Below are 26361 nucleotides of genomic sequence, written 5' to 3' on the forward strand. Positions count from 1 at the left end.
TTTTTGGAGAGTCAGTCATGGCCCATCGGCAACCGAAGCATGAAGGCATCCGCGAATTGCTCTGCCAGGCATACGAAACCGAGCTTGGCGGCGCGAAGATCTACGAAGCCGCGCTGCAATGCGCGACCGACGAGGATCTGCACAAGGAATGGGAGAAGTACCATCGCGAGACGCTGCATCACCAGGAGGTGCTGCGCAAGGTGTTCGAGACGTTCGGCATGGACCCCGACACGCAGACACCCGGCCGCAGCGCGGTGGCGGCCATCGGGAAGGCGCTCGTGCATACGATCGAGCAAGCTCAGAAGCAGGCCGAGCCGGCTGCCGCGCAGGTCGTCGCGGCCGAATGCGTGGTGCTCGCCGAGACCAAGGATCACCTGAACTGGGAGCTGATCGGCTATGCGGCAGACCAGTTGTCGGGCGACGCCGCGAAGACGCTGAAGGACGCGCACGACGAGGTCGAGGCCGACGAGGATCATCACCTGTATCACACCCGCGGCTGGGCGCGCGAGATGTGGATCGCGTCGATGGGCTTCAAGGCCGTGCTGCCGCCGCCGGAAGAAGTGAAGAAGGTCGAATCGGCGGCCGACGCGGCGCGCGCCGAACGTTCGCGCGGCAAGATGATGTGATCGCGGCGGGCCGGGCATGGCCGCGACTCGGTCGGCCCGGCTCCGCGAAAGTCGCACGCGCGATCAGCGGTTCAGGTCAGCAGGTCGACGACCATCGTCACGACCGACGCCGCCATCAGCGCGACCGCCAGCCACCCGAACGCTTTCGACACGATGCCGCTGCCGGGTTGTCCGGCCGCCTCGCGCCGGTGCGACAGCAGCATCACGAGTACGAGCATCGGTACCGCCGCGATACCGTTGAGCACCGCGCTCCAGTACAGCGCCTTGATCGGATCGATGGGGCTCACGCAGATCGCGATGCCGACGATCACGCACAGCGCCAGCACCGCATAGAACGCGGGCGCACGCCGCACCGGCTCGTTCAGCCCTTCGCGGAACCGCCACGCTTCCGCGCAGCCGTATGCGGCGCTGCCCGCGAACGCGGGAATCGCAAGCAGCCCGCAGCCGACGATGCCGAACGCGAACACGAGAAACGCCGCTTCGCCGGCAATCGGCCGCAGCGCTTCCGCAGCTTGCGCGGTGGTGCCGATGTCGTGCCGGCCGTGCGAAAAGAACACGGCGGCGCCAATCACCATGATGCAGAACGACACCGCGTTCGTGACGAGCATGCCGACCCACGTGTCGAACGTGATGCGCCGCTCGGTCTCGCGGCGCGTGTCGTGTTGCGTGGATGCCGTTTCCTCCACTTCGAGCGCGGCCTGCCACACGAACAGGTACGGGCTCAGCGTCGTGCCGAGCACGGCCACCGTGGTCGTCGCATACGCATGCGTGAATTCGATCTGCGGCAGCACGATCGCATGCATCACGCCCCGCCAGTCGATCTGCACGAAGCCGAGTTCGAGCACATAGGCGATCAGGCCGAGCGTCATCCATTTGAGCCAGCGCGCATAGCGCTCGTACGACAGCGTCATCTGCAGCGCGAGCGACGCGAGCCCGTAGAACGGGGCATACCAGTAACTGCGCCCGCCGGCGACGAGCGCGGTCGCGTCGCCCATCGCCGCGAGATCGGCGCCGACGTTGACGACGTTGACGATCGCGACCATCACGATCAGCGTCTTGGCGAGCCGGTCGGAGAAGTGCTCGCGAATGGCGGCGACGAGGCCCGCTCGGTTGCGGCGCCCGATGAACGCCGACGCGAGCTGCACGGCGACCATCATCGGCAGCGTGACGACGATCATCCACAGCATGTTGAAGCCGAACTGGCTGCCGGCCTGCGCGTAGACCGCGATGTTGCTCGGATCGGCATCGGACGCCCCCGCGAGCAGGCCGGGGCCGAGCCGCCGGTACCACGGTGTCGCGGTGCGCGGCGCGCCGCCCGCGGCCGGCTGCGGGTCGTCGCCCGGTACGCTCATCGGTTGTCTTCCCGTGCGCCGTGCCGGCTGTCGCGATCGCGGTCGGGTTCGCCGGCCAGGCGCGCCGCGGTGCGCAACGCGTCGACGAGTGTCCGGTACGCGTGCTCGCGCGAATCGGCGCCGCGCGTGCGCAGCACGTACGACGGGTGATAGGTGGCGACGACGAGCCGGCCTTCCGCCGTGCGAATCGGGGCGCGCGCGGCCTCCAGCGTCGCATCGTTGTCTTGCAGCAGCGCACGCAACGCGGTGCCGCCGAGCGCGACGACGACGCGCGGCCGTACCGCGTCGAGCTCGCGCTCGAGCCAGTAGCGGCACGCGGCCACCTCGCGTTGCGCGGGCGTCTTGTGCAGCCGCCGCTTGCCGCGCGGCTCCCATTTGAAATGCTTGACCGCGTTCGTCAGGTAGCACTGCGCGCGCTCGATCCCGGCTTCATCGAGCGCGCGGTCCAGCATGCGTCCGGCCGCGCCGACGAACGGCAATCCCTTGCGGTCCTCCTGGTCGCCCGGCTGCTCGCCGACCAGCATGATCGTTGCATCGACGGAGCCGGCGCCGGGCACCGGCTGGGTCGCATGCTCCCACAACGCACAGCGGCGGCACGCGTCGAGTGTTGCCGGTGCGTCGTCTGCAGCGGGCGGCGTCCGGCGCGTCATGTGACGACGCCCGTGCGGCCCGGGGAGCCGCGTGTCGCCCACGCAAGCGGGGCGGAACGGAAACGAAAGCGCAGCGTCACGCACATGAATGACTCCGGTACGACGATTCGACCTGTGCAGCAACCGCCGTTCCGCATCGGCCGAGACGGGCGCGTGGTTTGCGTGGAGGCGGGGCCAACGACAGGAGAAACGCGATGCTTCACGATCACGGCGACGATCCGGCCGCGGACGACGTGCTGCTATGGCGCGCACCCGACAGCGTGCCGGTGCGCTCGCATCGCGTGCTGATCGTCGACGACTATCGCGACGCGGCCGATGCGCTGCGGCTGCTGCTCGAGGCGCGCGGCTTCGAATGCCGCATTGCCGTCGATCCGTTCGCCGTCTGCGCGATCGCGCGCGACTGGCAGCCGTTCGCGGTCGTGCTCGATATCGCGATGCCGGGCCTCGACGGGTTGCAGCTTGCGTCGCGGCTGCGCGGTGATCCGCACACCGGCGACATGCTGCTGGTCGCGTGCAGCGGGTTCGCGTCGCGACGCGATTGCGAGGCGGCGAAGCAAGCCGGGTTCGACGCGCACTGCGCGAAGCCGCTGACGCCGCACCGGCTGCTCGGCTATCTGGATGCGGCGAGCGGCCGCGCGCACCCGGACGGGGGGGTTACACGGCGCTTGTAAAAAAGCCGGCGGGGCGCGGGGGCGTACACATCAACCACAGGGGCGCGTGGCGCCGTCGCGACGCCCGGCAAGAAAAACGCCCCGCGCGGGCGGGGCGTTCGACGCGGCTGCGCCGGCGAACCGGCGCCGCGTGGCGGCGCGATCAGTGACGGTCGCGTGCGCGCGGGTCGTTGAGGTCCTCGGTCGGGTCGGTCAGCCCGAGTTCGTCGCCGGCGCTCCAGTACGGCGTGCTGCCGTAGAACTCGTGCAGCGGCGCGGCCCATTGCGGATCGGCCATCGCCGGCCAGTGGTCCTTGTCGAACCCCGGTGCGTTGCGGATCCGCTCGGACGACACCGACAGCAGGAAGCATTTGCGCTCGGTGTCGAGCGTGAGCGCGCTCCACGGGATCGCGTGCAGCTTGTCGCCGATGCCGAGGATGCCGCCGCTCGACAGTACCGCGTAGGCGACGCGGCCGGAGCGCACGTCGAGCATGATGTCCTTGATCTTGCCGACGTCGTCGCCGTCGGTCGTATAGACCTTGTCGCCTTCGAGCGTATCGGCCGCCATCACGTCGGGGCCAGGGCCGGCCGCCGTTGCGGCGCCCTTGCCGATGATGCGGGTCTGACCTTGATCGGAAGTCTGCATGGTTTCCTCCAGGCTGCATGAGGCGCGACGGTGCCCGGGGCGGGCCCTGCGGGTCGCGCGGGGTGGTCGGGACGGGGCGGCGAGCGCTCCGTCACGTCTGCTTGGGTTGCGACACGCCTTCGAGCGTGTTCGCGAGATCGTCCCGCTCGGGGCCGGCCATGCGTGTCGCGATGTCCGCGAGCGACAGCATGCCCACCAGCCGCTTGTCGTGATCGACGACCGGCAGGCGGCGCAGTTGCGCGTCCGCCATGTAGTGCTGGATCTCGTCCAGCGAATCGTCGTCGAAACACCATTCGATCGGGCCCGACGCGACTTCGTGGATGCGCGTCTCCGGCGGCTTGCCGGCTGAAATCGCGCGCACCGCGAGGTCGCGGTCCGTCACCATCCCGATCAGGCGGTTGTTGTCGCACACGGGCAGGGCGCCGACGTCGTAGCGCTCCATCAGTTGCGCGGCATGACGGATCGAGTCGGTCGGTGCGATGTGCACGACGTCCTGCGACATGATTTCGTTGACGCGATGCATGAATTTCTCCTCTCGAGTTCGGTAGTGCAATGGATCGAAACGGGCGGGACGGAACCAGCAAGCCGCATGCCGCAGCCGCTCATGCGTCGCCGCGTTCGCGCTTGTCCTGCCACGGCCCGTCGTCGTGCGTGCCGGGCGGCGTGTCCGGCTCGATGCGCGTGACGCCGCCGGTCGCGGGCGGGTCGCTCGCGGGAAACGTGTCCTCGAGCTGCTTGTCGATATGGCGTTCCGAATGATGCGTACGCGCGCGGTCGCGGTGCTTGAGCGGCGGCGACGGATCGGGTTGCCGTTCGTGTGCCGGCGCGTCGTGGCCGGTCCGGGTCGAATCCTTCATCGCGAGCCTCCGTGTCGATGCCGATGGCGTGTCCCTGCCGCAACGGCCGTGCCCGGTACGCGCCGGGTTCGCGCCGGACTTCGCCGGCACGCGACTTGCCACGAGGACGATGACCGCGGCGCGTGGTACGGAAGGTGCCAGCCCCGCACACTTCGAGCGGGAGGCACGATGACGATTCCGAAACGACGACCTGGCGTGCGCTACGAGGTCAATGTATGCGGCGGCGGATTCGATTCGCTGAAGCACCATTTCAACGAATGGAAGCATGAACCGCTGATCTACCGGCCCGAGCGCCGGATGTTCGAAGGCAAGGCCGACGTGCGGCCGCTCGGCGTCGAGACGTTCGGATCGACCGAGCCGGCGCGGTTCGCGCTGCAGCTTGCGTGCGAGCCGTCCGACCCGTATGCGCTCGCCGCGCAGGTGCGCGATGACGGCCGCGAGCTATGGCTCGTGATGGCCGCTTACGACGCGTAGCCGCGCCGTTGCAAGTTTTGCAGCGAACGGTGTAGCGAAGGCACGGCTGGCCGTTCGCGCCGCCCGTGTGCGCGTCGCGGTGGACCCTCGGACGACGTGAAGGACGGCATGCCGCTTGCGCGCCCTGCGCAGGCGAAGGTCGCGCCCGCCACCGACCCGCGGACCCCGCCATGAAGGAGCGCCGATGACACCTGACCCAGCGCAGTGGTTGCAGCGGCCCGAACCGCCGCTACCCGACATCGGGGCGGATCCGGAACCGCCCGATCCCGACGACGTGCCCCCCGACCTGCCCGAGCCGTACCGGCAACCCGAGGGCGACCCACCGGGGCATGCCCCGCCGGAGCGCGAGCCGCCCGTGCATACGCCGCCGATAGGCGCGGTATCGCGAACGCGCAACGAGGCACTGCCATGAGCATCCGCGTGAAACCCGGCGTGTTGCGCGACATCGCCGAAACGCTCGGCCGCCATTTCGAGGCGCGCGCGATGCCGTTCCATATCGAGGAAGCGCCGGTCGGCGCGTTGCATATCGGCTTTCGCGTCGACGGCCATCCGGCGTCGCTGACCGTGGCGTTCGACGCCGACGCGTTCGCCGCGCTCGAGCAGGCCGGCATCGAATCGCAGCGCCGCGCGCTCACGCGCGTGGCGGTGGAATTCGACGCAATGATGGCGCGTCGCACCCCGACCGCCTACGCGGGCGATTTCCATTTCAACCGGCTATGAGACGCCGGTCACAGGGAGGATTTCGATGAACCCGATCCAGACGATACGCATGGGCATCGTTGCGTGCGCCGCCGCGTGCGCGCTGGGCGCATGCACGCAACCGGCTAACGGCCCCTACGGCGCCCACGAGCCGCCATCCGACAGCCGTGGCGCACAGTCGACCACGACGATGCCCGACGCGCATGCGCGTGACGCCACGCGGCCGTCGCCGGGCGCCATGATGCCGCAGGGCGCGGCCGGCGGCGAAGCGGCCGACGGGCCGTCGACCGGCTCGAACGGTGCGCAGGGCGACCGGCCGCTGCCGGGCACGCCGCCGCTGATGCAGTACTGACCCGGCGCCGGGACGTCACCCACGGCGTGCGCGCGGGATCGCGTGCGCCGTGCGTTGCGGCGTACGGCATGCCGCCCGCGATGCGGCCCGAGGAAAGCGATGGCGAATCCACTCGAACACCTGGAGGACTGACTGCGCAATGCATATGCGATGGAGCGGCAGGCGCAGACGTTGCTCGCCGCGCAACTGAAGCGGCTCGATCAACATCCGCAGTTGCAGGACCGGCTGCGGCACCATCTGCCCGCACTGAAGACCGCCTTCCTCGATCGTTCGGCCGTCGATCGCATCGATGCGAAGCGATGACCGGTCACGATCCGACATGCTCCCAGGCTTACGGAAATGCGTGTCCAAAACTTTCCGCCGCCTTGTAAATAAGCGGCTCCCGCCTGCGGCGACACGCGGGGCACCCCCAGCCGACGCGCTTCGACGAGCTGGCACGCTCGATGCATGACGGATGCAGGCGGTCAACCGTGAATCGAACCGCCTGACGGCTTTCGAGGCCGGGTTCGCCGGGCGCCTCGCAGCCGCGGCATCGTTCTTGCGCGTTGCACCGTGACGAAGGATCGCCGGGCGATGACGATGCCGCCGGCCGGCACCTGCGGTGCCGCGACGTGGCCGGGGGCCGGGCGATTCAACCGCGTTCAACCGCGTGCGCGCCACCGCTTGCCGCGATGCGCGCACCCACGAGAGGAGCACGACCATGCCAGCAAAATCGCAGGCCCAGCAACGCGCCGCCGGGGCCGCCCTGTCGGCCAAGCGCGGCGAGACGAAAATGAAGGACCTCAAACCGCCTTCGAAGTCGATGGCCAAATCGATGAGCGAGAAGGAGCTCGAGAAAATGGCCTCCACGCCGGCCCACGGCAAACCGAAACACAAGCACGACGCCTGATCGACGCCGACGCGCGTCGGCGACCGCTGTCATCCAGGAGGGTTCCATGCTTCGATACGCCATCATCTTCTTCATCATCGCGATCATCGCGGCCGTGTTCGGGTTCGGCGGCATCGCAGCCGGCGCGGCGGAGATCGCGAAGATCCTGTTCTACATCTTCGTGGTGATCTTCCTGGTCACGCTGCTGCTGGGCGTCGTCCGACGATGAGCGTCACGCCCGACCGGTCGCAGCGCATCGCGGAATTCGAGCACGCGCTCGCGAACGGTTTCCCGTCGGAATCGACCGTCGTCGTGCATGCGGACGACGCGTCCGGGCGGCTGACGATCCAGGTGTCCTGGGTGCGTGTGCCGGCCGACGCAAGCGCGCGCGACTGGCGTTGCGCGGTCGACCTGCGGTTCGAGCCGGACGTCGTCACGCGCTATGCATCGCTCGACGCGGCCGACCGGCTGCGCGTGCGCACCCGTCTGTGCGACAGCGCGCGGCGCGCGGTGGACGCGCGCAAGCCGCGCGTCGAGGATGCGGCGATCGAGTGCAACGTGGCGCTCGACGTGACGTGCGCCGAACTCGACGCAGCGTTGCGCGGGCCCTGACGCCACCGCCGGCCGGCGGGTGCGGTCGCGCCCGGCCGCGCTGGTTTTCCTGCTGTCCAGCCCGTGCGCGCCGCGGCAATGCGGCGCGTGCGTGGCGGATACCCCTTCGAATGCCACCAGGACCTGATCGATGACCCATTCCCCCTCATCCGGCAAGACGCCGCCCGCCCAGCCGCAGGACAGCGCGAAATCGCGCCAGCTCGACGAGCACCGTTCGCGGCCCGACCACGAGGCACTGCGCACCAACCAGGGCGTGCGGATCGCCGACAACCAGAACACGTTGCGTGGCGGCACGCGCGGCCCGTCGCTGCTCGAAGACTTCATCATGCGCGAGAAGATCACGCATTTCGATCACGAGCGCATTCCGGAGCGCGTGGTGCACGCGCGCGGCTCGGCCGCGCACGGCGTGTTCCGCGTGTACGAGCCGATGGCCGACTACACGAAGGCCGCGTTCCTGCAGGATCCGGCCGCCGAAACGCCGGTGTACGTGCGCTTCTCGACGGTTCAGGGTCCGCGCGGCTCGTCCGACACCGTGCGCGACGTGCGGGGCTTCGCGGTGAAGTTCTATACCGAAGAGGGCAACTACGACCTCGTCGGCAACAACATGCCGGTGTTCTTCATCCAGGATGCGATCAAGTTTCCCGATTTCGTGCACGCGGTGAAGCCCGAGGCGCCGAACGAGATGCCGACCGGCGCGTCCGCGCACGACACGTTCTGGGATTTCGTGTCGCTGGTGCCGGAAACCACCCACACGGTGCTGTGGCTGATGTCCGACCGCGCGCTGCCCGCGAGCTTCCGTGCGATGGACGGCTTCGGCGTGCACACGTTCCGCTTCGTGAACGCCGCCGGCGCCGTGCGCTTCGTGAAGTTCCACTGGCGGCCCGTGAGCGGCGCGTATTCGCTGCTGTGGGACGAGGCGCAGCGGATTGCCGGCCATGACCCGGACTTCAACCGGCGCGACCTGTGGATGGCGATCGAGCGCGGCGACTATCCGGAGTTCGAACTCGGCGTGCAGATGATCGATCCGGCCGATGCCGGCAAGTTCGACTTCGACCTGCTCGACGCAACCAAGCTGGTGCCGGAAGAACTCGTGCCGGTGCGGCCCATCGGCCGGATGACGTTGAACCGCAATCCCGACAACTTCTTCGCGGAAACCGAGCAGGTCGCGTTTCATCCGGGGCACGTGGTGCCCGGCATCGACTTCACGAACGATCCGCTGCTGCAGGGGCGCCTGTTCTCGTACACCGACACGCAATTGAGCCGGCTCGGCGGCCCGAACTTCCATGAGATCCCGATCAACCGGCCGGTGTGCCCGTTCGCGAACAACCAGCGAGATGCGATGCACCGGCAGACGATCAATGTCGGGCAGGCGTCGTACGAACCGAATTCGACGAGCGGCGGCTGGCCGCGCGAGACGCCGCCCGCGCCGGCCGGCGGCGGCTTCGAGACCGTGCACGAGCCGCTCGAAGGCGACAAGGTGCGCGTGCGCAGCGAATCGTTCGCCGATCATTTCTCGCAGCCCGCGCTGTTCTACCAGAGCATGACGGAGATCGAGCAGCGGCATATCCGCGACGCATACTGCTTCGAGCTCGGCAAGGTGACGCAGCCGCACATTCGCGAGCGGGTGGTCAACGACACGATCGCCCGCTTCGACGCGGGGCTGGCCGCGCAGGTGGCCGAACGGCTCGGGCTGCCCGCGCCGCACGGAGGCGCGACGCCGGCGGTCGCGCAACGTTCGCCCGCGCTGAGCCTGATCGGCCGCTCGAAGCCGGGCATCCGGTCGCGCAAGATCGCGCTGATCGCGACCGCCGGGACGAGCGAGGCGCTCGTCCAGCAGGTGCGCGATGCGCTGCAGGCCGCGCACGCGGTGCCGACGATCGTCGCGCCGACGCTGGCGCCGATCGGCAGCATCGTGCCGCAGGCGACGCTGGCTGGCATGCCGTCGGTGATGTTCGACGCGGTGTTCGTGTGCGGCGGCGACGGCGACGGCCGCGATCTCGCGCACAGCGCCGACGCGCGGCATTTCGTGCGCGAAGCGTTCAAGCACCTGAAGCCGATCGCGGCCGTCGGATCGGGGCGGCAATTGCTGAGCGCCGCGCACCTGCCGGATCCGGCCGAAGGCGTGTGCGTCGGGGAGGCGGTCGATCTCGACGCAGTCCTGAACGACTTGTCCGACCACCTCGGCCGGCATCGCGTCTGGGCGCGCGAGCAGCAGGCCGCCGAGTTGCCGGCCTAGCACCGCGCGACCATGGACGTCGTCGTCGCGCTGTTCGGACAGGGCCGGATGCTCGGCCCCGGGCAGATGGTGCTGCGAGCGATCGTCGTGTTCGTGGTCGCGCTGGTGCTGATCCGCATCGCCGGGCGGCGCGCGTTCGGCCAGCGTTCGCCGTTCGACTACGTGGTCGGCATCCTGCTCGGCGCGATCCTGAGCCGCGCGGTGGTCGGTGCGTCGCCGTTCGTCGCGACGGTGGCCGCGTCGCTCGCCATCGCGCTGCTGCATCGCGTGATCGGCTGGGCCTGCGTGCGTTCGCGCCGCCTCGAGCGGCTGCTGGTCGGCGCGGAGCGCGAGGTGTATCGCAACGGCCGCTTCGACGACGCGCAGATGCGCGCGGCGCTGATCACGCCGACGGACATACGCGAAAGCGTGCGTCAGGCGCTCGGCGCGGACGACCTGTCGGACGTCGACGCGGCGATCCTGGAGCGCAACGGCCACGTCAGCATCGTGCGGCGCAGCCGTTGCCGAAAGCCGTGACGGCTGCGGGCGGCGACGAATGCCGCAAGGAGGACATCGATGACACGCATGATCTGGAAAGGCGCGATCAGCTTCGGGCTCGTTCACGTGCCCGTGCAGCTGTTCCCGGCCACGCGCACCGTGAAGCCGTCGTTCCGGCTGCTCGACAAGCGCTCGATGGACCCGGTCGGCTATCGGCAGATCAACAAGCGCACCGGCAAGGAAGTCACGCGCGAGGACATCGTGCGCGGCTACGAGTACGAGAAGGAGCGCTATGTCGTGCTGACCGACGACGAGATCCGCGCGGCGAACCCCGAGTCGACGCAGACCGTCGACATCGTCACGTTCGTCGACGAGGACGCCGTGTCGTTCCTGTACCTCGACACGCCGTACTACCTCGTGCCGGACCGCAAGGGCGAGAAGGTCTATGCGCTGCTGCGCGACGCGCTGAAAGACAGCGGCAAGATCGGCATCGCGCACGTCGTGATGCGCGACCGCCAGCATCTCGGCGCGCTGATTCCGGTCGGGCCGCTGCTCGCGCTCGATACGCTGCGCTGGCAGGAGGAACTGCGGCCGCTCGACGAACTGTCGGTGCCGGCCGTCGACGCGAAGCGCGCGGGCGTCAGTGCGCGCGAACTCGCGATGGCGAAGAAGCTGATCGACGACATGTCGGGTTCCTGGACACCCGACGAGTATCACGACACGTTTCGCGACGACATCCTCGAGCTGGTCGAGCGCAAGGTGCGCGCGGGCCGCGTCGAGGAAATCGAGGACCGGCCCGCGCAGACGGCGCGCACGGCGACCAACGTGGTCGATCTCACCGAGCTGCTCAAGCGCAGCCTGAAGGGCGGCGGTGCGCGTGCGGCACGCACGGACGACGACGAGGAGGCCCGCGCGCCTTCGCATGCGACGGGCGCGCGGCGCAAGCCGGCGGCGAAGCCATCCGCGAAACGCACGGCGAAGACGCCGGCGAATGTATCGGCGAAGCGCGCGGCCGCGAAGCACGGCGCGACCGGCACGCACGCGGCGAAGAAGGCCGCCGTGCGCCGCAAGCACGCCGCGTGACGGCGCGGCAAGGAGGGTGACGCGATGGCCGGCAAGCTCGAACCCTATCGCCGCAAGCGCCGCTTCGATGCGACGCCGGAACCCGCGGGGGCGCCCGGGCGGCGGCGCGCGCATGCGGATGCCGATGCGAGCGAGCACGACGTGCACAAGGCCCGACCCTCCACGCGCACGGCCCGGCCGCTGCGCTTCGTGATCCAGGAGCATCACGCGCGGCGGCTGCACTACGACTTCCGTCTTGAACTCGACGGCACGCTGAAGTCATGGGCGGTGCCGAAAGGGCCGAGCGTCGATCCGTCGGTGAAACGGCTGGCCGTGCACGTCGAGGATCATCCGATCGAATATGCGTCGTTCGAAGGCGAGATCCCGGCCGGCCATTACGGCGCGGGCTCCGTCACCGTGTGGGACGAGGGCACGTGGACGCCCGACGGCGGCATTGGCCGGGCGCGCGACGGCTACCGCGCGGGCAAGCTGACGTTCCGGCTCGACGGCACGAAGCTGCACGGCGGCTGGGCGCTGGTGCGCAGCGGGCGGCAGCAGGGGCGCCAGGAGCAATGGCTGCTGATCAAGGAACGCGACGACGACGCGCGCGATGCGGCCAGCTTCGATGTCGTCGCACAGCAGCCGGGTAGCGTGCATGACGGCCGGACACACGCGTCGCGCTCGGCGCCTGCCCACCCGCCGCATGACGGCGGGGCGCGCACGACGGCGACCGATCCGTCGCAGGTGGAAGGCGCGGTACGCGCTGCATTTCCCGATCGCGTGACGCCGCAACTCGCAACGCTCGTCGATGCACCGCCCGCTCACGACGATTGGCGCTACGAAGTGAAATTCGATGGTTACCGAATCCTTGCGCGGATTGCAGGTCGCGGTGCGCGGCGGCATGTCACGCTGATGACGCGCGAAGGTCGCGACTGGACGCCGAAACTGCGTGTGCAGCGCGACGCGCTCGCGGCGCTCGACGTCGACAACGCGTGGCTCGACGGCGAGGCCGTCGTCCTGGGCGAGCATGGGCTGCCCGATTTCCAGGCGCTGCAGAACGCGCTCGGCGCGGGCCGTTCGGACGCGGTGACGCTGTTCGTGTTCGACCTGCCGTTTCTCGACGGATACGACCTGCGCGATGCGTCGCTCGCCGCGCGGCGCGCGCTGCTCGAACCGTTGCTTGCCGGCAGCGATCCCGCGCGGCTGCGCTACTCGCCCGATCTCGGCGACGACGTCGCGTCGCTGATCGCGAGCGCGTGCGACACCGGGCTCGAAGGGTTGATCGGCAAGCGCGCGGATTCACGCTACCGCGGCGGCCGCTCGTCCGCGTGGATCAAGCTGAAATGCCGGCGGCGCCAGGAGTTCGTGATCGGCGGCTATACCGAGCCGTCGGGCAGCCGGCACGGCTTCGGCGCGCTGCTGCTCGGCGTGTACGAACCGGCCGCGGACGGCAAGCGGCCCAGGCGGTCTCATGTCGCCGCGCCGTTGCGCTATGTCGGCCGCGTTGGCACCGGGTTCGATACGCGTTTGCTCGACCGGCTCGCGGCGACGCTGCGCCAGCACGAACGCGGCACGGCGCCGTTCGATCCGCCGCCGCACGAACGGTCCCGCACGCGCGTCCACTGGGTCGAGCCGACGCTCGTCGCCGAATGCGAATTCGCGGAATGGACGAGCGACGGCATCGTGCGGCAGGCGGCGTTCATCGCGCTGCGCGAAGACAAGCCGGCGCGGCAGATCGTCCGCGAAGTGCCACGGCCAACCGAAACGGAGGTGACGATGAACGAATCCCGCGCGGCGCACGACGCATCCCCGCCTGCCCCGCATACCGATACGGCGCACGGTCGCACGCGCGGCGCGCGATCGTCCGCGTCTTCCGGCGACACTCCGGGTGCGGCCGCCGCCGATCGTGTCGGCCGCGTGCGCATCACGCATCCCGATCGGGTGCTCGATCCGCAAAGCGGCACGCGCAAGATCGACCTCGCGCACTACTGGCAATGGGTCGCGCCGTGGCTGCTGCCGGACCTGAAGGGCCGGCCCGTGTCGCTCGTGCGCGCACCGGGCGACATCGCCGGCGAACTGTTCTTCCAGAAGCATGCCGAGCGCCGCGAGATCCCGTTCGTCACGCAGCACGAAGGGCTCGATCCCGGCCACGGGCCGCTGCTGTCGATCGACAGCGTCGATGCGCTGCTCGGCGCCGCGCAGATGGGCACGATCGAGCTGCACACGTGGAACGCGCACGCGTCGAACATCGAGCGGCCGGACCGCATCGTGTTCGACCTCGATCCCGATCCGGCGCTGCCGTGGCGCGCGATGATCGACGCCGCGCAGCTCGTGCGCGGGCTGCTCGACGAGCTGGGGCTCGTCTCGTTCTGCAAGACGAGCGGCGGCAAGGGGCTGCACGTCGTCGTGCCGCTCACGCGGCATGCGGGCTGGGACGACGTGAAGAATTTCTCGCGTGCGGTGGCGCAGCACGTCGCGGGCGCGCTGCCCGACCGTTTCACGGCGACGATGGGGCCGCGCCATCGGCGCGGCAAGATCTTCGTCGACTACCTGCGCAACGGCCGCGGCGCGAGCACGATCGCCGCGTATTCGGTGCGCGCGCGGCCCGGCATGGGCGTATCGGTGCCGCTCGACTGGGACGAGGTGCCCGACACGACGAGCGGTGCGCAATGGACGATCGACACGCTGCACGAACGCCTCGATGCGTTGAAACGTGATCCGTGGGAAGGCTATGCGCACGCGCGGCAGCGCATCACCGCGTCGATGCGCGCCCGGCTGGGTGCTGAAACGTGAATGCGTCAGCGCGGAAGCTGCAGACGGCGGCGCCGCGGAAATCCCGCGTGCGATCACGGATGCCGACACGATAGCCGGCACGCATGCCGGTGGCGGCATGGCCCTTGCTGAAAGGAAGGGGCAGGAATTTCCGTCACGTGGTCTCTATCAGGGAGAAAACTTCATGAAATCCGCATCCGAATCGAAGTGTGTCGCGCCGCGCGTGCTGGCGTGCGCGACTGTCGCGATCATCGCGGCCGCGCCTGCCGCCTGGGCGCAGAACTCGCAGCGCCCGGACGAGGGCACCGGCGCGCCGAATCCGTCGATGGACATGTCCACGCCGGGCACCAACGGCAACACGGCCGCGCCGCCGCCGCCCGCGCGCATGCAGCAGCACGGTGCGACACGAGGCACGCGTTCGCACAGCGGATCGGCCGGCCATGTGAAGCCGGGCGGCGGCCCCAACGGCGCGGGCGCTGGCGGCAGCGGCGCCGGCAACGGCAATGGCACCGGCGCCGGCAACGGCAGCTCGCCCGGGTCGACGGGCACGGGTGGCGGCGGCGCCGGCGGGGCGGGCAGCGCGGGTTCCAGCGGTTATTGACGGCGCGATGCCGACGAGGGCGGCGAGGTTTCCCCGGGACGGGCACGCCGCCACGACACAGGAGGACGTCATGCAATCCAATTCCCGGAACAGGCTGGAGAACGACGAGATCGACGAGATCGACGGCGACGCGATCGAGGTGGACGATCTCGATACGACGGTCCATGTCGACGTCGCGACGGGCAGGATCAAGTTCCATTCGACCTGGGCGCTGGCACCCGATGCGCCGCCCGCATACGCGGGGCATGCGGTCGAACTTGCGCTCGACAGCGACACGATGGAGCGCTATGCGGCGCTCGACGACGGCACGCGGATGCGCGTGCATGCGATCTTGCACGACACGGTGCAGGCGATGCTCGACCGTCTGCCCGACACGGATGAGCGCCTCACGCTCACGATCGAAGTGACCGACGCGATGCTGGATGCGGCGAGCCACCTGCAGTAGCCGTGTCGGCAGGGCCGCCTGACGGCTCGCCTGCGGCGCTCGCCGCCCGGACGGCATCGGGCCTTGCATGCAGGAAATCCGCGTGCCCGGCGCGCGAAGCCGTTGCCGGACGGCGGGTGCGCCGCGTGGGCGGAAACGGCACGCCGCTTGCTGCAAGACCGGCGCGGCACGACGTGTGCCGCATCACTGACGGAGGGCTTCATGAGCGGAAGGCTGGTTCATTGCAAGGTGGCGATTCTCGCGGTCGACGGCTTCGAGGAAGCCGAACTCGTCGAACCGCAGCGTGCGCTTGCGGCCGAAGGCGCACAGGTCGACGTGATTTCGCAGAAGCCCGGCGAAATCCAGGGCTTCAGACACGTCGACAAGGGCAAGCGCGTGAAGGTCGACCGCACGTTCGACGATGCGCGCGAAGGCGATTACGACGCGGTCGTGCTGCCAGGCGGCGTCGTGAACGGCGATGCGATCCGGATGGTGCCGGCCGCGCGCGAGTTCGTGACCGCGGCCGTCGGCGCCGGCAAGCCGATCGCGGCGATTTGCCATGGTGGCTGGCTGCTCGTGTCCTCCGGCCTCGTGGAAGGCCGCACGATGACGAGCTGGCCGAGCCTTCAGGACGACATCCGTCATGCGGGCGGCAAGTGGGTCGATCAGGAGGTCGTACGCGACGGCCCGTTCATCACCAGCCGCAAGCCGGAGGACCTGCCCGCCTTCAACGGCGCGCTGATCGATTCGCTGGCGCCACAGCGGGCGTGAGCCACGCCGGGCGACGCCATCCGTCGTGTCGCCCCGACCGGTATTCCACCGACGTTCTGCGGCATTACAAATCGTTGAAAACATTGCACCGACAGCCGGCGTGCGTCGAGCATGCGAGCCCGACGCACGTGCGACTCACCGCGCGATCGCGACCGGTGAATTGACGTTCACGACGGCGGTGTCGTGGTCGAACGGCGGCGCAGGCACGAACCGGTCGATCACGCCGGCTTCGAACAGCAGGCAGCAGGTCGAGCCGCCGAACTGGAAGTAACCGATCTCGTCGCCCTTGTCGACGCGCTGGCCCGGCACGACGTCGATCACGCAGGACGATACGTCGCCCATGCCGACGAACACGGCGGCAACGGTGCCGATGCCGGGATCGTCGCAGGCAATCGCGACCACGGCGCGCGTGGCGACCGCCGTCATGTACCCCTGGGAGTCGTTCAGTCCGGCCGGGTCGGGGCCTTCCGCCTCGACGACGGAGTAGTAGGTGCCGTGCACGCGGTACGCATGCGTGACGACGCCGCGCACCGGTGCGTGCCAGCGATGATAGTTGTATGCGCTCAGATACGCCTGGTACAGGTCGCCGCCGACGAAGCGCTCGGCGAGCGACAGCCGGGCCGGCGTGAAGATGTCGCGCAGCGAATACGGTTGCGCCTTGATCCAGAACCGGTCGCGCAGCTTCACGTTCGATTCGACGTGGTACGGCGCGGCCTCGCACGCGCTGACGATCACGTGCGGATCGTCGGGCGCCGCGACGGGGCGCTCGCCGTCGAGAAAGCGTCGCGTGAAGAAGTCGTTCCACGAAGTGAAGCCGCCGTGCGGCTGGTCGTCGCGATACTGGAACTGCGACAGCCCGATGCGCTTGCGCGCCGCGTCGCAGAACCAGCCGTCGGGCGCCGACGTGTCGAGATGCGTGCGCGAATGCGGGCCGCCAAGGAAGCCGCACCACACGTTCAGCACGTTCTGCAGATGCGCGTTGACGGTGGCGTCGCGAAACAGCGCATGGCCCGACGGCATGCACATCGGCCAGTCGAGAAACGCATTGATCGGGCACACGATCAGGCTCGCGTCGCTGAATGGCGGCGTGTAGGTCATCAGGTGATCCAGGACGGTCATCAGCTCGCCGATCGACGCATAGCCGAGCCGGCGGCCCGATTCGACCGCTTCGTCGATCGCGCGGACCAGGCTCATGCGCAGCACCGCATGGTCGTCGAACAGCCGCGCGAGTTCCTGCACGGCCGGCGTACGCAGCCGGTCGCCGGCCTGTGCGCGGGCCTCCGCCGCGACTTTTTCGCGGAACGCGGCCATGTGCGCTTCTTCGCGGGCCATCCATTCGCCGAGCCGATGGCGCTGGGGCGGCGGCGGGTTGAGGTCGTTCGGCATCGTTGTCTCCGGGGCGATTGTCGTGAATCGATGCAAGGAGCAATCCGCCTGCCCGGTGGGGGCATCGATCTTGCGTATCGAGTGCGGGCCCATGGCGTGCCGCAAGCGTGACGAGCCGAACCGGCAACCGTTCGCGGATTGTTCTGTTTCACGCAACATGCTTATGTTGTCTGCCGACCTACTGCCGAATTCACGATGACCCTAGGATGTGTCGCACAGGCTGTCGCACAGGCATGAGGGTGGGCACATCATTGGTGCGACTCATGTTTGAAGCGCAAACCTGGAATCCGCGTCGACGATCGTTGCATGCACTGCATCTCGAGTGTCAATCTGGTCGTACGAAACATCACTCCGAACCTGGCTTGGGATCGCGCCATGAGATTTGATACTTTTCTGCGATCGGGTATCTGCGCCACGGTACTTTTCGCAATCGTGCCCGCAGTTGCTTTTGCTGATCCGCTTACGGTAACGGTCGACGATCTCGACCATGATGGTCAGTTTTCGAATGCTCAGGTGTACAACGGATTTGGATGCCGCGGCGACAACGTCTCGCCTCGCGTCTCGTGGGCACATGTTCCGCCTGGAACCAGAAGCATCGTCGTCACCATGTACGATCCTGATGCCCCGACCGGGGGGCTCGGCTGGACGCATTGGGAAGTCGTCAATATCCCGCCTTCGGAAACGTCGATCCGGAAAGGTGCATCGGGAGATGCGCGACGCATGCCGGTGGGCGCGCTCGAGACGCTGACCGATTTTGGCGAGTCCAGGTACGGTGGGCCATGCCCGCCGCAAGGGGAGTCTCATCGATATGTCGTGACGGTATCCGCATTGTCCATTGCGCGTGTCGACTTGAAATCAACGTCGAGTCCGGCGGTCGTCGCCTATCAGATGCATGGAAACATCCTTGAGCAGGCACGATATGTCGCGACCTACCACCGATCGTCGAATTGACTGTGTGCGCCGGTGGCGGGTGATGATTGCTAAACCTTCTTGCAGTCGATTGCATGTGCGGAAGCTGCGGTGAAGAGCAGGGCCACACTGGCGACATGCTGGAGCGTGGGTCTCGTGCTCGTTTCCGTACCGGTTCGGTTGTTCGTGGCCTGGGTGAGGCGCGCTTCCAGTCTTGGCGGTCATGGCGATGATCGGGGCATGCGCAACGCATGCCGGGCGAATAGTCCCGACCGGCATGCACGGCTCGTGCGAATGCCCTGACGCCCGCGTGCTCCTGCTCAAGCGGCGGCGCCCTTGCACTTCATGCTCGCGATACGTTGGTCCGGCCGGGTGCGGTAGAACACGAAGTTCGTCGTGCCCGGGCCCTGATTGCCGCCCTCTTCATCGACGTAGGTTTCCGCAAACACCGGCACGGCGGCATTGGCGATGGCGACCTGGAAGAACACGTTGTTTTGCGTGTTCGGCGCGGTGGTGCCGTAGTCGAGCGCGCATCGGCCGGCGATGCGCCTGACCGTGGAGCGGCTGCCGAGCTGGCGCAGCAGAATATCCTGCGTGTCGTCGCTCGGGTAGAACTTCCGCAGTGCGATCGACAGGACGGCGGTCGCATTGCCGTTGAGCACGACGCCGACGTGGCCTTCGTTGTCCGTCTTGACGCCGGCGTCCTCGCCGACCTTGCCGTCCGGCACATCCACGTCGCCGAAGCCTGCGAGCAGCGTGCTGCCGCTACGGGTATGCGTGGCCTCGGGGGAATGGCTGTCCGGATTGCGGAGCGGCTTTGCGTCGCTCCATTGCATGCCGGGCAGGTTGTCGAACGCCGGCCAGGTTGCCGGCTTCGTGCCGCCGAATACGCCCAGCAGCGTTTGCAGCGGCGATGCAGGGGCCGTTTCCGGCACATGGGCAGCCGGCAACGACACCGCGGATGCGGGGTCCGCCATCGGGCTGGCGGGCGGCATGGCGCGCTTGCACGCGCCTAGGCCGATCAGCAGGACGCCGGCGGATAGCGCACACCAGACGGCGGGCGGGGGGCGCATGGGCAGGCGTTGCATGAGGTGCTCCTGGTTGGCGCGGCGGCCTGGGTGAGGCAGCCGACGACGGGCGATCAGCGGCGCTTGGCGTCGTCATCCGTGACGGGATCTCCTTCGACTCGGACGCCACGCGTGGCGCGGATGCATGCGTTTGTGCGGCGGCCGGCATGATGAGTGCAAGGCCAGACACCAGGCCGGCGCCATACAGGCCCTTCGACGCGAACGATGCGGCGAGAAGCGGCAGAAAGGCGGCACGCGGCATGGCAGGAGATCCGGAGAGATCGGTGGAAGCGGGCTTCAAGGTACTGCGCACATGTATCTGCCTGTCGCCGGCATTGCGGGCGCGCATCGACCGCCGAGCAGCACTTTTGTGAAACGTGTTCATTTCCCAAATATCAGGATCGGAAAATATATCGAGAAGTAGAAACACGGCGGCCGTCGTGCGTGCGCCGATTGCATCGGTCTTGCTGATCGCGATTCTAGTCAAAGTAGATCGACTAGTATACATTCATCATATCGTTGTTCTGGCGTCTTCAAGGTGTGGACCGGATGCCGAGCGGTGCAGGGCGCCGAGCAGGGTTTGGGCAGGAATTTCACCATGACGCCGACAGCCGGTATCGACGAGATCGCCCGTAGCCTGGACGGTTTGATTCCGCCCTGGTTGCCCGCCTACGACATGCGGGCCCATGCAACCAAGGTGGATTCGGAATGCGGATATAGCGCCGAAATGATGGTCGCCCTCGAGATCAATACGAGAATGTTCGAGGAAGTCATTGCGTTCGTGCATTTGTGCGGCGCGTTTGCTTCGATGCATCCATCCACTGCGCGGCAGTACGAGTGCGTGCGCAACGACGGGGCCGAAATCGACGATGTGCTTGCACGCAATGCGACCGGCGCATGCCCTACGTACACGGGGTTGCTGACGTCGTTCGTCGATCGGGGCATCCTCGTGCGATGTGTGCCCGGTTGATGTTCAGCCCCAATAGCGGCTTTGTGCCGCTTTCCTTTCGACTGCGAAGCATCGCATTCGCAGTCGCGATCAGCACCCAGCTCAAGATGACCACGCCTTCCGGACGCCCTGCCATGCAGACAAAAGCCATCAAGAAAGCCACTGATTTGTTCGCCTGGGTCAACCGGGCGACTGCCGGCAGGTCACGTCAACGCCCGGCGGCTGTTTGCGCGACAGTCGGGTTATTGCTCGTCGCCAGCGTGTTTTCGGGGTGTGCGCCGCTATCGGCGTCCGCGCCGGCCGATCCTCAACAACAGGCTGTCGTAGAGCAGCGGAATGCGAATGCGTTGTATAGCCGGAAGGTATTGGCATACAAGCCGATGTTCGAGAATCCTGGCGGCTATGGTCGAGCGCAGATACTGGACGCATACGAGGCGGTCCTCCAGCAGTACTCCGTCGCTGCCATCGTGTATGCCCGCATCATCTATCCCGAGGCTCGACAGGCGCTTCCGCCTTCGCTGCAGCCATTGCCGGCGCCGTCGGGGCCGGTCACGGTGGCGGTCGTCAATCGCGACTACGAACACGTGCTCGGAATGAGCGCTGCGTTGTGGGAGATGGATATGGCGGCGAACTTTGGCCGGCCGTCGAAATTGCCGATACCGAAATACACCGGCCCGGTGCTCGTCATGCCGCCTTTGCCGCCGCTTCCGCCGCTGCAGGACGTTCGCGATCCCAAGTTCGCCCGGCTCGTGACCATGACGAAGAAAGTGGACGATGCGCAGAAGGCGGATCTGGCACGAGAGCACGCCGCGATCGAGCAACAGTATGCCGAGCAGGCCGCGTGGAGGGCTCGACACCCGTCGGGGCAGTATGACCACATCGATCCGCGGACCGGGCTGCCGTATGCGCCCCCGCCACAGGAGACGCAGCGATGGTGCATGATGGGCGGCGGCCGGGTGCCTTGCTGAAACCGCTTCGCGCGGCGGTCATTGCGGCATCCGTTCCCCACGTGGGGCCATCTGCTTCAAAACCCGTACTCGCCTGCCCGCGTGACGCTGTTCGCCGACGGCGATCGGTTGCGCATCCTGGTCAACCGGTATCCGGCAGGGGGCAAACGTGCCCGACAGGCTGAAAGGAGCGGTGCTGGCGGCGGTGCTAAGATGCCGCCCTGTAGTCAGGAGATGCATGAATGCGCGCGAGCAAACGCCAGCAGGTGGTCGACAAGGCAGGTGAGTTGTTTTCCCTCCATGGTTTTCATCCGGTCGGCATCGACCGGATCATCGCCGAAGCGGACGTTGCCCGCATGACGCTCTACCATCACTTCGCGAGCAAGGACGACCTGATCAAGGCCGTGCTGGAACAGCGCTACACCTTCATCATGGAGAGCATCGCCGCGAAGCTCGGCCCCATGCCTCACGCCGCTGCGCGCCTGAAGGGAATTTTCGACTGGTATGGCACCTGGTTCAGCAGCCCGGAGTTCGCGGGCTGCCTGTTCGAGCGTGCGCTGGCCGAGTTCGGCGCGACCTGCCCCAAGGTGACCGACGTGGCGGTGCGCTATCGGGATGACTTGCTGGCCCTCATGGAGCAGTTGCTCGCCGAGATCGTTCCGCGTCGCCGGGCGAGTCAGCTGGCAGGCGTGTACGTGATGTTGCTGAGCGGGGCGACCGCGGATGCACGCGCGATCGGGGATCCGCGCGCTGCCGCAAGGGCGTGGCAGGCGGCGGAGATGCTGCTGAACGAGTCCAAGGTCGCAGCGGAAAGCATGCGCAAAGCCCGTAGCCGTCGTGCCTGATCCGTTGTGGGCCTCCGTTTAGCCTTGGCGCAACGCCGGCCGTAGCGAGGACGAACGCGGGGCAACGCTGTCAGGCATTCGACGAACGCGCTGCAAGGTGATCCCGGCATCCATGCCGATGGGTGCCACGAGAACGCACCGCGATTTTTGCCGTTCGTTTTGACGAAGGCAATGCAACGCGGAAAGGCGCACCGCGACCGCCTCATCGATTGAGCACGGAACTGGCCAGCGTTGCTGCGAACGTCAGCAACACGAGCGAGGAGCACCGCAACACGATGGAGGCCAGTCGGCCCTCCGTACGATTCATGACCAGCAACCGCCCCGACCGGGACCACAGCAGTCCGATCGGTATCAGGGTGATCAGAAATACCCCTGTCGACGTCAGGAAAATCTCGAGCGACCTGAACGCTGCCTCCGGGAAAATTGCGCTTGAAAACAGCAAGGCCTTGGGATTCATCAAGGTCGCGAGGAAAAGCCCTCGGAACCCCAGCGGCGGCGCGTCGGTAGTGTCAAAGTCGGCGCCTTTGAACCACATCTTCACCGCGAGGTAGAAGATGAACGTGGCGCTGATCAACTTGACGACACTGACGATCCACGGATATTGCGTCGCCAGCGACCAGAGAAAAAATCCCCATACGGTGATGGCGATCACATAGCCTGATGCCTCCGCCGCAACCAGCCTGCACGCACCACGCAGATTCAGCTTGAGCCCGGCGGACAGCAGCAGCGTGTTTGTCGGCCCGGGTACCAGCAGCACGATTGCGGCGTAGAACGACATTTTCAGCATGGGGCTCAATGTCAACATGGGTGAACCTCGTTTTTCCAACGATTGGTTTGGTGCGGATCATCATAAGTCGCGGAAAGTGCCACTGACAACTCTTGTTCTTCGCGTTTGAGATAGTGAAAATCGCGCGAGCGATTGCTTCATCCGCTTATCACGATATTCGAGTCTTTGGCATGAATTATCCGGTTCCAAATTAAAATCCGGGAATCTGAAATTGTCATTGCAATTGATCCGGAAATTTCAAGGTTCCAGGTCGAAGTTGCCGAAATGAATTTATTGGTATTTTAACGGGGTAATTTTTGCGGGGTCGTATTCGGTAATGTGACGTCGGCCACAGGTGCGTCTGGCGGGGCGCCGAAAAACAGGGATAATTCAATGGTCATGCATTAACCATCAAATTGCTGACAAATATTGTTTTCAATATGAAATGATTTCTTGTCGACGCACATCGTATTCAGTATCTGAACCGCAAGATGAAATCCCGGGTAAAACAAATAAAAATCCTGTCAAACATGCCAGTTTGATTTAATTAATCGACGGCATATTCTAAACGCGGATCAATTGAGCACCCTCGCAGAAGTCCATTCGGGTTTCAAATCCTATGGGAAGCGCGTCATGAGCCATCCGATCAAGAATATCGTCATCGTGGGCGGCGGCACCGCGGGCTGGATGTCCGCCTCGTACCTCGTCCGGGCACTCCAGCAGCAGGCAAACATCACGCTCATCGAGTCCGAGGCGATCCCGCGGATCGGCGTGGGCGAGGCGACCATCCCGAATTTGCAGAAGGTGTTCTTCGATTTCCTCGGGATACCGGAGCGGGAGTGGATGCCCCAGGTGAACGGCGCGTTCAAGTCCGCCATCAAGTTCGTGAACTGGAGGAAGTCGCCCGACCGCTCGCGCGACGACCACTTCTACCATCTGTTCGGCAGCGTGCCGAACTGCGACGGCGTGCCGCTGACCCATTACTGGCTGCGCAAGCGCGAGCAGGGCTTCCAGCAGCCGATGGAGTACGCGTGCTACCCGCAGCCCGAGGCGCTCGACGCCAGGCTGGCACCGTGCCTGCTCGACGGCACCCGCCAGATGCCCCACGCATGGCACTTCGACGCGCACCTGGTGGCCGATTTCCTGAAGCGCTGGGCCGTCGGGCGCGGGGTGACACGCGTGGTCGACGAGGTCGTGGAGGTTCACCTGAACGAGCGCGGCGACATCGCCAGCCTGTCCACCAAGGAAGGGCGGACGCTCGAGGCGGACCTGTTCATCGACTGCTCCGGCATGCGGGGGCTCTTGATCAACCAGGCCCTGAAAGAGCCCTTCATCGACATGTCCGACTACCTGCTGTGCGACAGCGCGGTCGCCAGCGCGGTGCCCAACGACGACGCGCGCGTGGGGATCGAGCCGTATACCTCCGCGATCGCGATGAACTCGGGGTGGACCTGGAAGATTCCGATGCTGGGCCGGTTCGGCAGCGGCTACGTGTTCTCGAGCAAGTTCACGTCGCGCGACCAGGCCACCGCCGACTTCCTCAACCTCTGGGGCCTGTCGGACAAGCAGCCGCTCAACCAGATCAAGTTCCGGGTCGGGCGCAACGGCCGGGCGTGGGTCAACAACTGCGTCGCGATCGGGTTGTCGTCGTGCTTTCTGGAGCCGCTGGAATCGACGGGGATCTACTTCATCTACGCGGCGCTTTACCAGCTCGTGAAGCACTTCCCCGACACCGGGTTCGATCCGCGGTTGAGAGACGCGTTCAATGCCGAGATCGTCTACATGTTCGACGACTGCCGGGATTTCGTCCAGGCGCACTATTTCACCGCGTCGCGCGACGACACACCGTTCTGGCTCGCGAACCGGCACGACCTGCGGCTCTCTGACGCCATCAAGGACAAGGTCGAACGCTACAAGGCGGGGCTGCCGTTGACCACCACGTCGTTCGACGACGCCACGTACTACGAAACGTTCGACTACGAATTCAAGAACTTCTGGTTGAACGGCAACTACTACTGCATCTTTGCCGGCCTGGGGCTGCTGCCCGACCGGTCGCTGCCGCTCCTGCGGCACCGGCCGGCGTCGGTCGACAAGGCCGAGGCGATGTTCGCCCGCATCCGGCGCGAGGCCGAGCGTCTGCGCGCGAGCCTGCCGACGAACTATGACTACCTGCGGTCGCTGCGTGACGGCGAGGCAGGGCGGGCTCGCAGCCGGCCCGGGCCGGTCGCGGCGCCGGAGACGCTGTAGTGGAGCGCGCCCTGGGCCGGGCACGTGCATTCGCGGCCACGCACGCCGCGGTGGCGGCCTGCGATCCGCTGCGCGCGCGGGCGCTCGTGCTGCAGCTGCCGGCCCTGAATCGCAAGAACGACGTGCCCGGCATCGTCGGCCTGCTGCGCGAGTTTCTCCCGACGCGCGGCGTGCCGTCCGGCTGGGGCTTCGTCGAAGCCGCCGCCGCGATGCGGGACATCGGGTTCTTCCTCGGGTCGCTGAAGCGGCATGGACACGAGCCCGTGGACGCAGTGCCCGGGCTCGAGCCGGTGCTGCTCGACCTCGCGCGTGTGACCGACCTGCCGCCGCGCGAGACGCTCCTGCATGTGACGGTCTGGAACCCCGCGACGGCCGACGCGCAGCGGAGCTACACCGGGCTCGGCGACGAAGCGCACCTGCTCGAGAGCGTGCGCATCTCGATGGCGTCCCTCGAGGCGGCCATCGCGCTGACCGTCGAGCTATACGACGTGCCGCTGCGCTCGCGCGCGTTCGAGGAAGGGTGCGTCGAGCTGGCGGCCCATCTGCAGAAAATGGTCGAATCGATCGTCTACGCGTACCGCTTCATCTCGCCGCAAGTCTTCTACGACGAGCTTCGCCCGTTCTACGAACCGATTCGGGTCGGCGGCCGGAGCTACCTCGGCCCCGGCGCCGTGGAAATGCCCCTCTTCGTGCTGGAGCACGTGTTGTGGGGTTCGCAATCGGACCACCCGGCTTATCTGGAATTCAAGGAGACGTACCTGCCCTATGTGCTTCCCGCGTTCAGGGCGATCTACGCCCGGTTCGCCGGAAGGCAGGCGCTCGTCGACCGCGTGCTCGGCGAGGCGCAAGCGGCCCGCGAGCGGGGCGAGCCCGTCGGAGCGGGGCTGGCGGCCCTCGAGCGGATCTTCGAGATCCTGCTGCACTTCCGAGCGCCTCACCTCAAATTGGCGGAGCGCACGTACGCAGCCGGGCAAACCGGCCCCACGATCGGCAGCGGCGGGTACGCGCCCAGCATGCTCGGCGATCTGCTCACGCTCACGCGCGACGCACGGTCCCGCCTCCACGCCGCGCTCGCCGAGACCTGATACCTGACGCCTGACGCCTGACGCGCTTGGC

General features: G+C 67.1%; 31 protein-coding genes. 23 read left to right on the forward strand and 8 right to left on the reverse strand.

Features of this window, described 5'->3' with window-relative positions; translation table 11 throughout:
* Window positions 1-17: 17 nt before the first annotated feature.
* A complete protein-coding gene (locus C5O79_RS14105; protein WP_046546455.1) occupies window positions 18-626 on the forward strand; it encodes a DUF892 family protein in 609 nt (202 codons plus the stop codon).
* Between the two features lie 71 nt (window positions 627-697).
* Here the strand turns inward: C5O79_RS14105 and C5O79_RS14110 are convergent, their stop codons facing one another.
* Both C5O79_RS14110 and C5O79_RS14115 read right to left on the reverse strand, forming a co-directional pair.
* The gene (locus C5O79_RS14110; RefSeq protein ID WP_122478544.1) at window positions 698-1978 is read right to left on the reverse strand and encodes a divalent metal cation transporter; all 1281 of its coding nucleotides are present in this window, start codon (window positions 1976-1978) and stop codon (window positions 698-700) included.
* Window positions 1975-2628, reverse strand: a complete 654-nt coding sequence (locus C5O79_RS14115; protein WP_122478546.1) for a UdgX family uracil-DNA binding protein — start codon at window positions 2626-2628, stop codon at window positions 1975-1977. Before C5O79_RS14115 ends, C5O79_RS14110 begins: the two co-directional genes overlap by 4 nt.
* Before the next feature lie 194 nt (window positions 2629-2822).
* Between C5O79_RS14115 and C5O79_RS14120 the strand changes: the two genes are divergently transcribed.
* Window positions 2823-3299, forward strand: coding sequence for a response regulator (locus C5O79_RS14120; RefSeq protein ID WP_122478548.1), 477 nt, complete (start codon window positions 2823-2825; stop codon window positions 3297-3299).
* 142 nt (window positions 3300-3441) lie between these two features.
* On the opposite strand, the gene C5O79_RS14125 is transcribed toward C5O79_RS14120, so the two are convergent.
* From C5O79_RS14125 to C5O79_RS14135, 3 genes are all read right to left on the reverse strand, one after another.
* Entirely contained in the window at window positions 3442-3924 is a 483-nt protein-coding gene (locus C5O79_RS14125) for a PRC-barrel domain-containing protein (protein ID WP_046546459.1), read from the reverse strand.
* A gap of 91 nt (window positions 3925-4015) precedes the next feature.
* The gene (locus C5O79_RS14130) at window positions 4016-4447 is read right to left on the reverse strand and encodes a CBS domain-containing protein (RefSeq protein WP_039371315.1); all 432 of its coding nucleotides are present in this window, start codon (window positions 4445-4447) and stop codon (window positions 4016-4018) included.
* Window positions 4448-4526: 79 nt separating this feature from the next.
* Window positions 4527-4781: a hypothetical protein gene (locus C5O79_RS14135; protein ID WP_039371313.1), complete on the reverse strand. Its 255-nt coding sequence runs from the start codon at window positions 4779-4781 to the stop codon at window positions 4527-4529.
* A gap of 168 nt (window positions 4782-4949) precedes the next feature.
* On the opposite strand from C5O79_RS14135, the gene C5O79_RS14140 reads away from it, so the two are divergent.
* From C5O79_RS14140 to C5O79_RS14210, 15 genes are all read left to right on the forward strand, one after another.
* On the forward strand, window positions 4950-5255 hold the full coding sequence (locus tag C5O79_RS14140; protein ID WP_122478550.1) for a hypothetical protein: 306 nt from the start codon (window positions 4950-4952) through the stop codon (window positions 5253-5255).
* A gap of 184 nt (window positions 5256-5439) precedes the next feature.
* Window positions 5440-5667 (forward strand): hypothetical protein, encoded by a 228-nt coding sequence (locus tag C5O79_RS14145; protein WP_122478552.1) that lies wholly within the window; start codon window positions 5440-5442, stop codon window positions 5665-5667.
* Window positions 5664-5975 carry a hypothetical protein gene (locus C5O79_RS14150; protein WP_039371305.1) on the forward strand — a complete coding sequence of 104 codons (312 nt, stop codon included), beginning with the start codon at window positions 5664-5666 and terminating at the stop codon, window positions 5973-5975. The genes C5O79_RS14145 and C5O79_RS14150 overlap by 4 nt, the downstream gene beginning before the upstream one ends.
* Window positions 5976-6000: 25 nt before the next feature.
* Window positions 6001-6306 (forward strand): hypothetical protein, encoded by a 306-nt coding sequence (locus tag C5O79_RS14155; RefSeq protein WP_122478554.1) that lies wholly within the window; start codon window positions 6001-6003, stop codon window positions 6304-6306.
* Window positions 6307-6438: 132 nt separating this feature from the next.
* Window positions 6439-6609, forward strand: a complete 171-nt coding sequence (locus C5O79_RS14160) for a DUF892 family protein (protein WP_276321117.1) — start codon at window positions 6439-6441, stop codon at window positions 6607-6609.
* A 397-nt stretch (window positions 6610-7006) separates the two neighbouring features.
* Window positions 7007-7195, forward strand: coding sequence for a DUF3008 family protein (locus C5O79_RS14165; protein WP_039371381.1), 189 nt, complete (start codon window positions 7007-7009; stop codon window positions 7193-7195).
* 46 nt (window positions 7196-7241) lie between these two features.
* Window positions 7242-7403, forward strand: a complete 162-nt coding sequence (locus tag C5O79_RS14170) for a DUF1328 family protein (protein ID WP_006767422.1) — start codon at window positions 7242-7244, stop codon at window positions 7401-7403.
* Window positions 7400-7786, forward strand: coding sequence for a DUF3022 domain-containing protein (locus tag C5O79_RS14175; RefSeq protein ID WP_122478556.1), 387 nt, complete (start codon window positions 7400-7402; stop codon window positions 7784-7786). Before C5O79_RS14170 ends, C5O79_RS14175 begins: the two co-directional genes overlap by 4 nt.
* A 130-nt stretch (window positions 7787-7916) precedes the next feature.
* Window positions 7917-10022: a catalase HPII gene (gene katE, locus C5O79_RS14180; RefSeq protein ID WP_131931412.1), complete on the forward strand. Its 2106-nt coding sequence runs from the start codon at window positions 7917-7919 to the stop codon at window positions 10020-10022.
* A 12-nt stretch (window positions 10023-10034) separates the two neighbouring features.
* The gene (locus C5O79_RS14185; protein ID WP_046546463.1) at window positions 10035-10538 is read left to right on the forward strand and encodes a YetF domain-containing protein; all 504 of its coding nucleotides are present in this window, start codon (window positions 10035-10037) and stop codon (window positions 10536-10538) included.
* Window positions 10539-10577: 39 nt separating this feature from the next.
* Complete coding sequence (locus tag C5O79_RS14190) at window positions 10578-11582, forward strand: Ku protein (RefSeq protein WP_122478560.1); 1005 nt, start codon at window positions 10578-10580, stop codon at window positions 11580-11582.
* Between the two features lie 24 nt (window positions 11583-11606).
* A complete protein-coding gene (gene ligD / locus C5O79_RS14195) occupies window positions 11607-14354 on the forward strand; it encodes a DNA ligase D (protein ID WP_122478562.1) in 2748 nt (915 codons plus the stop codon).
* Between the two features lie 163 nt (window positions 14355-14517).
* Entirely contained in the window at window positions 14518-14934 is a 417-nt protein-coding gene (locus C5O79_RS14200; protein WP_122479072.1) for a hypothetical protein, read from the forward strand.
* 70 nt (window positions 14935-15004) lie between these two features.
* Window positions 15005-15379, forward strand: a complete 375-nt coding sequence (locus C5O79_RS14205; RefSeq protein WP_122479075.1) for a DUF3022 domain-containing protein — start codon at window positions 15005-15007, stop codon at window positions 15377-15379.
* Between the two features lie 201 nt (window positions 15380-15580).
* Complete coding sequence (locus tag C5O79_RS14210; RefSeq protein WP_122479077.1) at window positions 15581-16129, forward strand: type 1 glutamine amidotransferase domain-containing protein; 549 nt, start codon at window positions 15581-15583, stop codon at window positions 16127-16129.
* A 135-nt stretch (window positions 16130-16264) separates the two neighbouring features.
* Here C5O79_RS14210 and C5O79_RS14215 read toward each other — a convergent pair whose 3' ends face one another.
* The gene (locus tag C5O79_RS14215; RefSeq protein WP_122478564.1) at window positions 16265-17515 is read right to left on the reverse strand and encodes a phosphatidylserine decarboxylase family protein; all 1251 of its coding nucleotides are present in this window, start codon (window positions 17513-17515) and stop codon (window positions 16265-16267) included.
* A 375-nt stretch (window positions 17516-17890) separates the two neighbouring features.
* On the opposite strand from C5O79_RS14215, the gene C5O79_RS14220 reads away from it, so the two are divergent.
* Window positions 17891-18466: a YbhB/YbcL family Raf kinase inhibitor-like protein gene (locus C5O79_RS14220; protein WP_122478566.1), complete on the forward strand. Its 576-nt coding sequence runs from the start codon at window positions 17891-17893 to the stop codon at window positions 18464-18466.
* A gap of 278 nt (window positions 18467-18744) precedes the next feature.
* On the opposite strand, the gene C5O79_RS14225 is transcribed toward C5O79_RS14220, so the two are convergent.
* Window positions 18745-19512: a hypothetical protein gene (locus C5O79_RS14225; protein ID WP_131931414.1), complete on the reverse strand. Its 768-nt coding sequence runs from the start codon at window positions 19510-19512 to the stop codon at window positions 18745-18747.
* Window positions 19513-20089: 577 nt separating this feature from the next.
* Here C5O79_RS14225 and C5O79_RS14230 point away from each other — a divergent pair.
* The 3 genes from C5O79_RS14230 to C5O79_RS14240 all read left to right on the forward strand — a co-directional run bounded on the left by C5O79_RS14230 (window position 20090) and on the right by C5O79_RS14240 (window position 22232).
* Window positions 20090-20461, forward strand: a complete 372-nt coding sequence (locus tag C5O79_RS14230) for a hypothetical protein (RefSeq protein WP_131931416.1) — start codon at window positions 20090-20092, stop codon at window positions 20459-20461.
* The gene (locus tag C5O79_RS14235; protein ID WP_236862400.1) at window positions 20461-21408 is read left to right on the forward strand and encodes a hypothetical protein; all 948 of its coding nucleotides are present in this window, start codon (window positions 20461-20463) and stop codon (window positions 21406-21408) included. Before C5O79_RS14230 ends, C5O79_RS14235 begins: the two co-directional genes overlap by 1 nt.
* A gap of 221 nt (window positions 21409-21629) precedes the next feature.
* Complete coding sequence (locus tag C5O79_RS14240) at window positions 21630-22232, forward strand: TetR/AcrR family transcriptional regulator (protein ID WP_046546469.1); 603 nt, start codon at window positions 21630-21632, stop codon at window positions 22230-22232.
* A gap of 202 nt (window positions 22233-22434) precedes the next feature.
* Here C5O79_RS14240 and C5O79_RS14245 read toward each other — a convergent pair whose 3' ends face one another.
* Window positions 22435-23037: a LysE family transporter gene (locus C5O79_RS14245; protein WP_047852957.1), complete on the reverse strand. Its 603-nt coding sequence runs from the start codon at window positions 23035-23037 to the stop codon at window positions 22435-22437.
* 594 nt (window positions 23038-23631) lie between these two features.
* Between C5O79_RS14245 and C5O79_RS14250 the strand changes: the two genes are divergently transcribed.
* Both C5O79_RS14250 and C5O79_RS14255 read left to right on the forward strand, forming a co-directional pair.
* Complete coding sequence (locus C5O79_RS14250) at window positions 23632-25245, forward strand: tryptophan halogenase family protein (protein ID WP_046546471.1); 1614 nt, start codon at window positions 23632-23634, stop codon at window positions 25243-25245.
* The gene (locus C5O79_RS14255; protein WP_047852956.1) at window positions 25245-26330 is read left to right on the forward strand and encodes a monodechloroaminopyrrolnitrin synthase PrnB family protein; all 1086 of its coding nucleotides are present in this window, start codon (window positions 25245-25247) and stop codon (window positions 26328-26330) included. Before C5O79_RS14250 ends, C5O79_RS14255 begins: the two co-directional genes overlap by 1 nt.
* The last annotated feature ends 31 nt before the right edge of the window (window positions 26331-26361 follow it).

It is taken from the genome of Burkholderia sp. SRS-25, assembly GCF_004343765.1.
GTDB classification, from domain to species: Bacteria; Pseudomonadota; Gammaproteobacteria; order Burkholderiales; family Burkholderiaceae; genus Burkholderia; species Burkholderia contaminans.